The organism is Collinsella sp. OM07-12 (assembly GCF_003438275.1).
Taxonomy (GTDB): Bacteria; Actinomycetota; Coriobacteriia; order Coriobacteriales; family Coriobacteriaceae; genus Collinsella.
This window is the reverse complement of sequence record NZ_QSTQ01000032.1, coordinates 1-11,522: the sequence shown is the minus strand read 5'-3', so window position 1 is coordinate 11,522 and position 11,522 is coordinate 1. Positions and strand designations below refer to the sequence as shown.

General features: G+C 56.3%; 9 protein-coding genes. 8 read left to right on the top strand and 1 reads right to left on the bottom strand.

Annotation, left to right across the window (positions count from 1 at the left end; genetic code table 11):
• Positions 1-269: 269 nt before the first annotated feature.
• From DXB98_RS09675 to DXB98_RS09645, 8 genes are all read left to right on the top strand, one after another.
• Positions 270-686 (top strand): DUF6508 domain-containing protein, encoded by a 417-nt coding sequence (locus DXB98_RS09675; protein WP_117743967.1) that lies wholly within the window; start codon positions 270-272, stop codon positions 684-686.
• 128 nt (positions 687-814) lie between these two features.
• Positions 815-1,219, top strand: a complete 405-nt coding sequence (locus DXB98_RS09670; protein ID WP_117743966.1) for a hypothetical protein — start codon at positions 815-817, stop codon at positions 1,217-1,219.
• A 20-nt stretch (positions 1,220-1,239) separates the two neighbouring features.
• Positions 1,240-3,141: a hypothetical protein gene (locus DXB98_RS09665; RefSeq protein ID WP_117743965.1), complete on the top strand. Its 1,902-nt coding sequence runs from the start codon at positions 1,240-1,242 to the stop codon at positions 3,139-3,141.
• Positions 3,141-4,130 carry a hypothetical protein gene (locus DXB98_RS09660; protein ID WP_117743964.1) on the top strand — a complete coding sequence of 330 codons (990 nt, stop codon included), beginning with the start codon at positions 3,141-3,143 and terminating at the stop codon, positions 4,128-4,130. The genes DXB98_RS09665 and DXB98_RS09660 overlap by 1 nt, the downstream gene beginning before the upstream one ends.
• An 868-nt stretch (positions 4,131-4,998) precedes the next feature.
• Positions 4,999-5,166, top strand: coding sequence for a hypothetical protein (locus DXB98_RS10225; RefSeq protein WP_158553195.1), 168 nt, complete (start codon positions 4,999-5,001; stop codon positions 5,164-5,166).
• A complete protein-coding gene (locus DXB98_RS09655; RefSeq protein WP_117743963.1) occupies positions 5,166-7,301 on the top strand; it encodes a site-specific DNA-methyltransferase in 2,136 nt (711 codons plus the stop codon). The genes DXB98_RS10225 and DXB98_RS09655 overlap by 1 nt, the downstream gene beginning before the upstream one ends.
• Positions 7,302-7,303: 2 nt before the next feature.
• Complete coding sequence (locus DXB98_RS09650; RefSeq protein WP_117743962.1) at positions 7,304-10,213, top strand: DEAD/DEAH box helicase family protein; 2,910 nt, start codon at positions 7,304-7,306, stop codon at positions 10,211-10,213.
• Between the two features lie 355 nt (positions 10,214-10,568).
• The gene (locus tag DXB98_RS09645) at positions 10,569-10,760 is read left to right on the top strand and encodes a hypothetical protein (protein WP_158553194.1); all 192 of its coding nucleotides are present in this window, start codon (positions 10,569-10,571) and stop codon (positions 10,758-10,760) included.
• 406 nt (positions 10,761-11,166) lie between these two features.
• Here the strand turns inward: DXB98_RS09645 and DXB98_RS09640 are convergent.
• Positions 11,167-11,522: ATP-binding protein (locus DXB98_RS09640; RefSeq protein WP_199407174.1), on the bottom strand; the 356-nt coding region annotated here is incomplete at its 5' end.

The following is an 11,522-nucleotide window of genomic DNA, read 5'->3' as shown; positions in this document are numbered from 1 at the left end:
TCCTTGGTGACCATAGGAGCTCCTTCGCTTTCGCCTGCTATTTAAGCAAGAAAGATTATAGGAAAAGTCCCAGTATCCAAAGCAGTCTAACACAACGGCACTAACGGACAAGGTGCTTGCATAAAGCCAGTTAATATATGGAATGCGATATTAGATCCATTTTCCGGAGAGCGCATCATGGACCCATATGATCGGGAAGAACGCGATCGGCGCAGAGACAAAAACGATCGCTGGGACATTTTGTCCCAGTTGCAAACGAAGGGAAGCCCATGAAGAGGTTCGAGAAGATCACCAGATTGATCCCTCTGCTCGAGGCAGAGGAAAGCCATGGCAAATGGTTCGTCGACAACCGGCACGAGGGGACCCTCGAAGACCCCTTCATCGCCCCATATGTCGAATACGGGAAGGCTGCAAATGAGCTGATCTTCATGGTCCACGAGTGCGTCGATGACAACGAGGACCTCGCCGTGCGCAATTACAGGGAGGTGCTTGAGAGCTGCGGATTGCCTGACGAAGAGTCCATGCTCGCAGCCGACGTCGCGAAATGTGACGCGAGATGCACTCTCGCCATGATCCTCTACGTCGTCCGCGGGGACAGGTTCTGCGAGGGGTTCCTGCTCCGCCACCTGGAGAACGGGTCGATGCTCAAATGGATGAAGAGACTCGAGGAGATCGATGGCGAATAGCACTGAGACAAATTGTCCCAGTGCCGAGAAGAGAACTGACCACCTTAGCAATAAAGAGGAAATCATCCTGAGGTGAGATAATAAAAACAAATCCGCGAACATGAGCATCGCAGAAACGAGATCTGTCCATGAGCAATTACGAGATAATCCCGGTTTCAATCGGGGGCGCGCCGAGAACCAATCTCATCGCCTCCGGAAACGTGCCAATCATCGACTCCTTCGAAGCACTGGAGTTCGAATTCGATGAAAGCGTCGACAAGGCCAGCCGCATCGATTACGGTGTCGCCGCTGGAAGCGGCCTCATCACCGGCCTGCTCAGCGTTCTCCTCGGAAAGCCGCTTTCGATCGAAGAGGCATCGAAGGTCGGAGGGAAAGAAGCGGACAGGATCGTCGTCGGCACCGCGCGCTCTCTCGGCTGCAAGCTTCCGAATGACAAGGCCATCTTCGGAAAGGACGGGAGATGTGATGCCGAGGCGCTGGCCAAGGCGATTGAGTTTCTGGAAAAGAAGTTCCCGATCCCCAGGACAAGCTGACACCAGAATTCGGCGGTGGCTTGCAGCACCATCTCAGGGATTACGCGCATCACCCGACCCTCCTCGGCCTGTTCTTCTCGATTCTCGCTCAGTTCACAGGCATAGGGTACGGAACGGACACTGCAGGAAACTTCATAAAGCCCCCGTTGCCAGCCGATGCGCTCGTGGGGAAGAACGTCCCGGAGAAGATCGCGATAGGAACGTTCAACTGGCTCTTCCACCTGATCAGCGACATCGACGGATCGCATGCGAACGCGGGCAAGGGCACTGGTATACCCGGCCCGATCCTCTCGATGCTGAAGGAGCTCTCGTCGACACCGTTCTTCCAAAACATCAAAGTCAATTACAAAGACAGCGAGATCTCGTTCTCGCAATGGCTCTCCAAGCTGTTCAACGGCACCTACTTCAAGGACTCCGACGGCAAGCCCGTCCGCTTCGACTTCAGAACCGAGATGGGTCTGGCGACGCAGATCGTCGAAGAGTCGCTCTTCGTTTTAGCGAACGAGGTCATCGTCCGCGTCTTCTACACGGTCTCGAGGCTCGCGTCGGAGATAAGGTCCAAGAGCATCTCCTCGCTGAGGGAGCTCGAAAGGATCGACCCGAAGGGCTTCATCCCCATCAAGAGCCGCGCCCTCACGAGGATGTGCACCGTATCGAGCGGCACGTTTGTCGCCGTCAACTCCGTCGGAAGTGTCATTAAGGCAGGGATAGCCTCAAGGGGCAATGCCGGCATGTTCGCGAAGTCGTTCTTCCTCAACGTGAGCTACCCGGGAATCGGCAGGTTTGCTATCGCCTGCTTTTTCGATGCAAAGTACATCAAGGAAGATGTTACGACGGCATACAAACGCGCTATGAAGGAACATGAGGAACAGAAGCGCAAACGCGAAGATGAACTGCAAAGGCTTTCTGCGAAATACAAATTCCTTACTCTGAGCCCAGCTCAAACCAGGCTGCTTTATTCGTTCGAGTTCATGATGGTCGCTTACGATATTCTGAATACCAAGAAGAAGGAAGTTGCGAAGGCGAAAGCCGAATGGCTGAGCAGCTGGGAGGCAAGCGTCTGCGAATCCCTGAGCGTCAACAGTGAAGAGTTCTTCGTCAGAAGCGGTCGTCAGGCGTTCGAGTTGATGAAGGAAATCTCGGGCAACGTAAAGGACAGGTCCTGGATCGACCTCATGGTGCTCGAGCTCTCTCAGTTCAAGCCTTATTTCCAGCTCGGCGAGGAGAGGGACAAGTCCTTGAAGAAGCTGAAGATGAAGGCGGACTACCTTTCCGACGTGTTCTGCAAGGGCCAGGACTACATAGCCGAAAAAGACGTGAAGTCCATCCGGAAGGCGTATTCGAGTGCGGCTGGGACCGTGACGGGAAGCCGCAAGAGGACCGCCGCGGCAGCGGCTGCGACCGTCGCGGCACCCGCAGCTACCGCGGGCGGAGCACTCGCCTTCGCCCCTCAGATCGCCGTGCTGATCACGGGAAACGCCGTCGCTGGCCTCTCGGGAGCAGCGCTGACCAGTGCGAGCCTGGCGTTCATCGGAGGGGGCTCCCTGGCAGTGGGGGGTCTGGGAATGGCGGGAGGAACGGCCATCCTGACGGGCGGCGGCGCCCTTATCGGGCTGGCTGGGTCGGGAGTCACCACCGCCGTATCCGTCGTCGTCCAAGCATCTGAAGCGTTCGTCCAAAGCGAGTGTTCAAAACTCCTGGCATTCTGCACTGAAGTTGCAATAAGGAAATACGGCAGATACGACATTGCCGAACTCGTCCATGAGGGCATCGCAAATTGTGCGACCGAGCTCAAGTCAGAGATTGAAGCACTCTCAAAGGCGGAAAAGAAGCCCAACGGGAAACTCCTTTCGCAGATGAAGAAAAACTTGAAATGCATGGAGCGCTGCGAGAAGGCATTGCTGAAAGCGGTGAAGAAATAATGACCGAAGAGCAGAACCGTAAACCGGAAGAAACTGACCAGCCGGAAGAACATGATAAAGACCTAAATTCTTCTGACGCAGAAATAGGCAATGATTTTGAACCCAATGACCACGAATCGACTTCCGAGGCATACCCAGCATTGGCCCCTGGTGCCCAAGAAGCATTAAAGACGCTGTCCGAGATAGCCCTTCGCACCCCTCAAATACAAGTAAATATCCCGAAAACCACGCTCGCCACATTTACGAGATTTTCGGAAAACATTATAAATGCGTACATGAAGACCCTCGAGGTTTCCCAAGTCTTAGCCGATGCGTTTAAGCCAATACACGAATTTCTATCCGGGCTAATTAAAAGCATCAATTGGGAAGGACTCTCAAAGGCTTTAGAGGGGCTGGATTTCGAGGGACTTCAAGAGGGAGCTAAGACCTGGGGCGAGTATGGATGGGTAGTTAGTGATTTGTCCCCATCCGAAATCAGAAACGTTCCCGAATCGCTTACGGATGCAGATAGACATTACTTGCAATACATGACGAAAGGGAGAGTTCGGAATCTCTTCGACAATGTTCTCGCGGAAATACCGCGAAAGAAAGATTTCGAGGAATGTATCATCCTCTATGAGGAAAAGCACTACAAACCTTGCGCGATGATGCTTTGCTCGCTGATAGAAGGTCAGCTAATCAAGTATGTTCCAAAAACAACATGGAAAAGAAATGGCAACAAGGCGCTAGAAAAGATCAGGGAAACGTCCGATATAGACAGCGATCTGGCGGATGCCATCTGGATACTAAACACTCTAAGTGCCTACAATTACTTTTTCCATAATGGAGAAAACTTCAATCGAGCGGTAGAAGGTGAACTAAACAGAAACTTCTTGATGCACGGAATGATGTATAGACCCGTCCTGAAGAGGACCTGCATTAAGCTGTTTTTACTCCTCGAATCAATCGTAACAATGATGCCCGATTGCGCTTCTCGCCAGCAGCAGTAAGGCAAAAGTTTCTTCCCAGTTCTCTTACAGCCACCCGCAATTATTATTTGCACAGGCGACGAGGCCGCAAGAAGATGACCTGCGCTTTCCTTCTCAACATGCCAGCCACTTGTCGTTACTCCTGGAAGATAATCGCAAATGGCTTGCAGGTTGGCGGCGCTAGGGGAGGGTTTCTGATCGCTCTGCCCCGCCCCGTTTCCCACTGGGACAAAAATTGAAACTCACCTCGTCCGAGTTTCGTTTGAGTTTCGATTTTTGTCCCAGTGCTGTCCCAGCATTGTGCCGCAGCATATCGCAACGGGTTGCCATGTTCGGGTGACTGCAAACCAGGTAAAATGAGTGAACAAAGTAGAAAGCACACTGCACAGAGTGGGAATAGTAAATAGCCCTTTGCGAGGGAGGTCGGAAACGGCCTCCCTCGTTTTTTATTTGCCTGCCATGGGCGCGTGTGCGCTGTGGTGTATGTGGTACATACAAGCCTGTCGTTCAATCTCTCAAGCTGTTTAGCTGGGATGATTGTTTGCTGGTACGTTTTAAAGTGCTTTCAATTACCGAAGCAACGCCATCACTTTATTTCTAATTAATGCTGGCCAGCAGATTGCTTTCGCCCGCAAGAGGCCGCTCGGACTGGTACTCAAAATGTACTCACGACGTTTTGAGTATCGATTTGCTGGTACTCACAGACGGTAAAAACGGCTGTCTACCTCGATATATTCGTTATCCCCAACGACTCGTCAACGAATACTGACTAGTGATTGAGTGCTGCATGGCTCAAATTAGCTTACGTAATTACGTAATTACGTATTCTGAAGTAAAATGATTTCGGCCAATTAAGGAACGTAGAACAGGTCAATTCGGAGGGGCGACCATGGAGGAAGATCAGGCTGTTCATGCCGAGAGGGAGCTGGATAAGTTCACGCTCTCGATAACCCGCGAGGATAAGCGGGCTCTTAAGTCCTATGCCGCGCGCCAGGATAAGACGGTGGCTAAAGTCCTGCGCGAATGGATTGACGAGAAGTGCAAGGGGGAGAAGTGATGTCTCAGACGGCGCAAGCAGTCGTTCAGAACCTTGTTGATCGCGCTGTCAAGCTGGGCGATCGTCAGCTCGCTGCCGACATCCGCGCCTTTGCGGCGCAGCGCCAGTTTGGGCTTGTATTTGAACATAACCGTCCAGAGCGACTTCGCCTTTATGGCAAACCTATCATGGAGGGCGATGTCGTACAGGTGCTTCCCGAGCGTGGTAAAAAAGAGGACTCTAGCTCCCAACTGCTATGGTTGGTAAATGCCGTTCGGGGGGGGGTTGCTGATCTAAAGCCATATCAATCGCCCTCATATGACGAAAACGAATGTGAGCCCCGCTCCGTTGCTGTCGACGATGTCGTGCCTGTTGCTGAATATGACCAGCCGATTTATGCTGGCCTCAAAGAGACTGGGCGTGTCGAGCGCGCTAGCGATAAGCCCTATCAAGTAGTCATTAACGGCGAAAACTACCATGCTCTTGAAACCTTGGCCTTTGCCTATGCAGGCAAAGTGGACTGCATATATATTGACCCACCCTATAACACTGGCGCCCGCGACTGGAAATACAACAACGATTACGTCGACGGCTCCGACGCCTATCGTCACTCCAAATGGCTCGCCTTCATGGAGCGCCGCCTCAAACTCGCCAGACAACTGCTCAACCCCAACGATTCCGTACTCATCGTGACGATCGACGAGAAGGAGTACCTGAGGCTGGGGATGTTGTTGGAGAGCGTGTTCAACGGCGCAAAAATACAAATGGTGACATCTGTAATTAACCCTAAGGGCAATCGTCGGGATAACGAGTTTTCGCGTTGCGAGGAGTATTTATTCTTTGTGCTTATTGGGGGCGCTTCCGTTGGGAGCATTGGCAACACAATGCTGAAACAGGAAGAGAAGAAGGCGAAGCCAATCCGTTGGAAGGGCCTGCTGCGTAGCGCAAGCAACAACGGAAGAAGAACCGCTCGGCCAAATCTATTTTATCCGCTTGTTTTCTCTGCCGAAGACGGCTCCTATATTAGGTGCGGAGACTCACTTCCCGTAGATTACAATCGCAACTCTTATCTAACTAATGATAGTGAAGTTGTCGTATGGCCAATCGGCGAAGGGGGACAAGAGCTCACCTGGTCTCTTAAACCCGATACATTTCGCGCCTATCAGTCAGAAGGCTACATAAAATTCGGGCCATGGGATGGCATTAAACGTGTTCCATATCATCTTACTTCTGGTCAAGTTAAGGATGTTCAGTCTGGAAAGCTGGCTGTTCGCGGATATGATGCCGATGGAGCTGTTGTCCTGGAGCAACAAGGCGAAGCAAACGTTCGTCCAATGACCGTATGGAACCAAAAATCGCATTCAGCTAGCGAGTCAGGGACAGGAATATTGAAGTGCTTGCTCCCGAACAGGCGCTTCCCATTCCCAAAGTCCCTCTATGCCGTCGAAGACACCATTCGCTTTTTCGTCGCCGACAAGCCCGACGCCCTTGTAGTCGATTTCTTCTCAGGATCGGGCACCACGGCACATGCCGTCATGCGCTTGAACCATCAGGATGGCGGGCGCAGGCGCTCCATCAGCGTAACGAATAACGAGGTCTCCGAGGACGAATCCAAAAAGCTCACCAAGCGCGGTCTTCGCCAGGGCGACCCCGAATGGGAGGCGCTGGGCATCTGCCAGTACGTTACCAAACCACGCGTCACGGCGGCCATCACGGGCAAGACGCCCGAGGGCGATTCCATCAAGGGTGACTACAAGTTCACCGACGAGTTCCCCATGGCCGACGGCTTCGAGGAAAACGCCGTCTTCTTTGACCTCACCTACGAAGACCCGGACGCCGTCGAGCTGGGCGTGGCCTTCGAGGAGATCGCGCCCCTGCTCTGGCTGCGCGCTGGTTCGCGTGGCAGCATCATCAAGCACGAGCAGCCGGGCTTTGCCATGGCCGACGCCTACGCCGTCCTCTTCGACTTTGCTTCGGTCGGCGCTTTCATAGACGCCGTCAAGCAGAATGCCAGCATAGGGTGCGCCTATGTGATCACGGACGACACGGCTCGATACGCCTCCGTCAAGGCACAACTGCCTGGGCTCGACGTCGTCCGCCTGTACGAGAACTACCTGCAATCGTTCAAGATTGCCGCCGAGGATGCGGTGAGGTAAACATGAGAGTCGAACTTAAGGATTTCCAAGCCGGTGCGGTCGCGACCCTGGCGAACAAGTTGCAGTCGATGTGCCGACGCTACGAGCAGGACGGCGAGCTGTCCTCGATATGCCTCGCATCTCCCACGGGGTCGGGCAAAACGGTCATGTGCGCAGCGACGATCGAAGCGCTCTTCTTCGGAGACGACGATCTGAGCCTCATGCCCGACGAGAATGCCGTCGTTCTTTGGCTCTCGGATTCCCCGAGCCTGAACGAGCAGACGAGCGTGCGTTTCTCAAACGTGGCGGACAAGCTGGCAGACAGCATCCTTGACAGGCGCCACCTGGTCACAATTACCAACGACTTCGGAGCCGCGCACGACATTCTCGAGCCGCGCCACGTCTATTTCCTCAGCAAGGACCTACTCAGTAAGAACGGCCTGCTCACCAAGGGTAGTGAGGCCAACTCCGGCCGCGTGTTCTGGGACATCCTTGACCGCACCATCAGGGACCCGGAGCGTAACCTCTATCTGTTCATCGACGAGGCACACCGCGGCTTGGGGGCCAATGCCTCGAGCGAGCGCGGCACCGCGACGATCTACGCCAGCCTCATTGATGGGCTCGACGGCCGTGCAGCGATGCCCATCGTCGTCGGGGTCTCTGCCACGCCGCAGAGGTTCGAGGCGGCCATGGACCAGCGCGCCGATCGCGTACGTATGCCAAAGGTCGCTGTGACCCCTCGCGAGGTTCAGGAGTCAGGTCTGCTCAAGGACATCATCGAGTTGCGCGTGCCAGAGAAGGACGACCCGGTCGAGCACCAGTATCTCACTATGGCGTGCGAGCGCTATGCCCTGACTTGCCGCGAATGGGGCGAGTACTGTGCCCGTGAGGGCGAGAGCCCCGTCAACCCGCTGCTGCTCATCCAAGCGGCGGACAACGTGAGCAACTCGGCCCTGGCTGAGATGTGCGACCAGATCACGGGCCTGGTCCCCGGCCTTTCCGAGGCGATGTCGTTCGCCAACGTCTTCGGCGAGCATAAGGACATCGCGGCGGGAAAATACCTTATTCCCTATGTCGAACCCGAGTTCGTTCAGGACACCTCGCGCATTCGCGTGCTCTTCGCCAAGGAGGCTGTCTCCAACGGATGGGACTGCCCGCGAGCGGAGGTCATCTTCTCGCAGCGCAGGCGTTCGGACTCGACCTATATCGCACAGCTCGTGGGACGTATGGTACGCACTCCACTTGCGCGGCGCATCGAATCCGATGATCTTTTGAACTCCGTCGCCTGCTACCTGCCCCAGTTCAATCCCGAGAGCACTCAGGACGTGGTCGACTACCTCATGGGCCGCAAGGACGACATGGGCGAGAGCTCCATCGGCAAGCAGAACATCGTTCTCAACCCCGTGACTATCACGGCGGCTGCGCCCAAGTCCGAAGCCGACTACCAACAGGAGCTCAAGGCGTACGAGGAGAACGAGAAAGCCATCGAGGCGGCGCGGCAGGCACAACCCGGCTACCAGGCGCCGCTTGCCGGCATCGCGATTCAGGAGCCGTTGGACATGCAGGGAGCGCAGCCCTCGCTTGCCTCGGCGGTCAGGCCCGTCGACGTCCCGGCGCCAGAAGCGGAGCTGGCGCCTCAGCCCGCAACGGGCAACTACGTTGCAGCGTCTGCCCCGCAGCAACCTGCGACACCTGAGCCAAGTTCCGCACAGACCGAGCCGACCCAGACCGTCTCGGTCGTAATACCCGTGCCCATGGCAAAGCCCAAGCCGCCCACCAAGCGCGAGCAGTCTTTCACGCATCAGGAGTGGCAGGGCATCCGCACAGCCTTCGATTCCATCCCCGTGCAGCGCATTCCGAAAAAGGCCAGGAACGAATTCCAGAGCCTGGTTAAGACGGCGACTCTGCTTGTCGAGACTGGCCTCGATGTCAATGCCGCGGCCGACGTGAAAAAACAGTTCGTTCAGAAGCTCAAGGGATACATCGTTGCTAACGAGGACGAGTACCGCGAAGCCAAACACGACGTAGAGGTTGCCGAGACCGTCAAGATCACGCTCGACAAGCTCAACGAGACCGAGGACCAGGAGCAGGAGGAGGCCCGCACGGACGCCGAAGGCCTCAGAAAGGCCGCCCGCGACGCCGACATGCATTTCACTAAGGAGTTTGCGAATGAGTATCGTCGCGCCAACTTCAAGGAGCTTGGGCGGCCCGAGTGCGACCTGCGCCTTGCCGCAGCGGTGCGCACGCAGGCCATCGTCGATGCGCTCGAGGGCTGGGCGGCTCAATGCCGAAAGGAATACTTCGATAAGGTCGATGGATCTGGCGATTATGACTACCTTAACGACGCGGCAAAGCAGCGCTACGACGAGCTGGCCCGTGAAACCGAGGGCAAGCGCCTCACAAAGATAGAGTGGCCCACGTCTACTAGCACGTCGGACGACTTCGCTAAGTATCCGTGCCATATTGTGCAGAAAGAGGACGGCCTCTGCCCGCTCGACCTGAACCCGGCGGAAGACTATATCGTTAGGAACGAATTGGCAAAGAATCGTACGGTTGCCTTCTATCGCAATCCGTCGGGCAGCATGTCTGCTAAGGCGTTTTCGATCCCGTACATGTCTTCGGTGGGACGCAAGGCCCTGCATCCAGACTTCCTCTTCTTCGTGAAGGATGCAGCGGGCGTCATCAGGCCGTCCATCGTTGACCCTCATGGCGAGTTCCTCGGCGACACGCTAGCAAAGCTTAGGGGCTATGTGACCTATCTGCGCGATTATCCCGATGTGTTCAAGCAGGTACTCTTCGTCGGGGATATGGGCGAGGGCGTGTACAAGGTGCTCAACCTCTTGCGATCCGATGTGCAGGATGCCGTGATGGGCTACAGCGATGTCGACTGTAAGGCGCTCTTCTACGGCTCCTTCGCAAACGACTATCACTAGGATTGTCGGGATTTGCCCGGCGGGCGTCTCGGATCATATGCCAGAACCGAATTAGTAAGGCTCGTTAAGGCGGCCGTCCGTTAGGGGCGGCCGTCCCTCTTCAGTCTTGACCCATGATTTCCAGTGTTTCGGTGGCATTCGCCGGTCATGAACTCGTATCCGTTGCGTGGGTGGCACCTTCGCTACGCCGCGTCAAGGGGCCCATGAGACCCCGCACAAACCTCCGCTTCGCTCCGGTTGGTGGAGGTCGTCATGGACTCCCTTGACCCGTCGTCGCTCCGGTGCAGCGTCGCCATTCGGCTTTGCCCGCAAGGGCGAGATGTTCAGGGCAGCGTGCCCGGAAACGGAGGAAGACATGCAGGAGCTGATGACGAGGGAGATTGCAGAGGAGCTGCCGAGGCTCTATGAGCAAGACTGCGCGGAAGACCTCACGGTATACGTCCACTACTTCTCGTGCGTGAACGGATGGGACTGGTGGCTGCTCAAGTTCGATGGGACGGACGAGGCGTTCAGCCTCGTCGAAGGCTATGACGACGAGCTCGGCTAATTCAGCATCAAGGAGATGGAGGAGCTGAACCGCCAAATGGGGTTCGCCGCCGTCGAGCGCGACGAGCACTTCGAGCCGAAGCCGCTTAGCGCCGTCAGGGGGAGGTAGCTCCATGGAGATGAACGAGTTTGACGCCGTGGGCAGATTCGGCAAGTCCCCGGGGCACGGCCCACTTGCTTAAACTGCTCAATTTTTCGTGCTCACGGTGCTTATTTCCCAGTGATCAATCGGACCACTTTTTAGTGAACATCAACAAACATCCGTGCAGCGGCGGACGAGATGGCGACTCGCATCGCCGACATGCTCATGCACATGGGCGGCGACTAGCCAGGGCGATCCCCGCAAAGGGCATTATTATCCGGGAAGCGTTTGGTTGCGAGCCACGCCGGTGTGAGGGCCTGAGTCGTCAGGCCCCGCACAGGGGGACCGCGATGGTGGCCACCGCGCCGCCCGAGGGACTGTTGGCGAGCGAGACGGAGCCCCCGTGGGCGCTCGCGGCCTCGGAGGCGGCGTGGAGGCCGAGCCCGTAGTGGCGGCCTCCGTCGCGCGAGGAGCGGGAGGAGTCGTCTGTGAAGAGGCGCTCGCAGCCGCGTTCGAGGGCGGCGGGAGAGAAGCCCGGTCCGTCGTCAGCGACCTCGATGACGAGGTGTCCGCCCGCGACGTCGCAGGAGACCGCCACGCGCGAGCGCGCGTGCTCGGCGGCGTTGGCCACGAGGTTCGCGGCGGCTCGCGCCAGGGCGGTTCGGTCGAGTGGGGCCTCGG

Excerpts from the sequence above, each read along its gene's own strand:
- DXB98_RS09675 (WP_117743967.1), top strand. The coding sequence starts at position 270 with ATGAAGAGGTTCGAGAAGATCACCAGATTGATCCCTCTGCTCGAGGCA.
- DXB98_RS09670 (WP_117743966.1), top strand. The coding sequence starts at position 815 with ATGAGCAATTACGAGATAATCCCGGTTTCAATCGGGGGCGCGCCGAGA.
- DXB98_RS09660 (WP_117743964.1), top strand. The coding sequence starts at position 3,141 with ATGACCGAAGAGCAGAACCGTAAACCGGAAGAAACTGACCAGCCGGAA.
- DXB98_RS10225 (WP_158553195.1), top strand. The coding sequence starts at position 4,999 with ATGGAGGAAGATCAGGCTGTTCATGCCGAGAGGGAGCTGGATAAGTTC.
- DXB98_RS09655 (WP_117743963.1), top strand. The coding sequence starts at position 5,166 with ATGTCTCAGACGGCGCAAGCAGTCGTTCAGAACCTTGTTGATCGCGCT.
- DXB98_RS09650 (WP_117743962.1), top strand. The coding sequence starts at position 7,304 with ATGAGAGTCGAACTTAAGGATTTCCAAGCCGGTGCGGTCGCGACCCTG.
- DXB98_RS09645 (WP_158553194.1), top strand. The coding sequence starts at position 10,569 with ATGCAGGAGCTGATGACGAGGGAGATTGCAGAGGAGCTGCCGAGGCTC.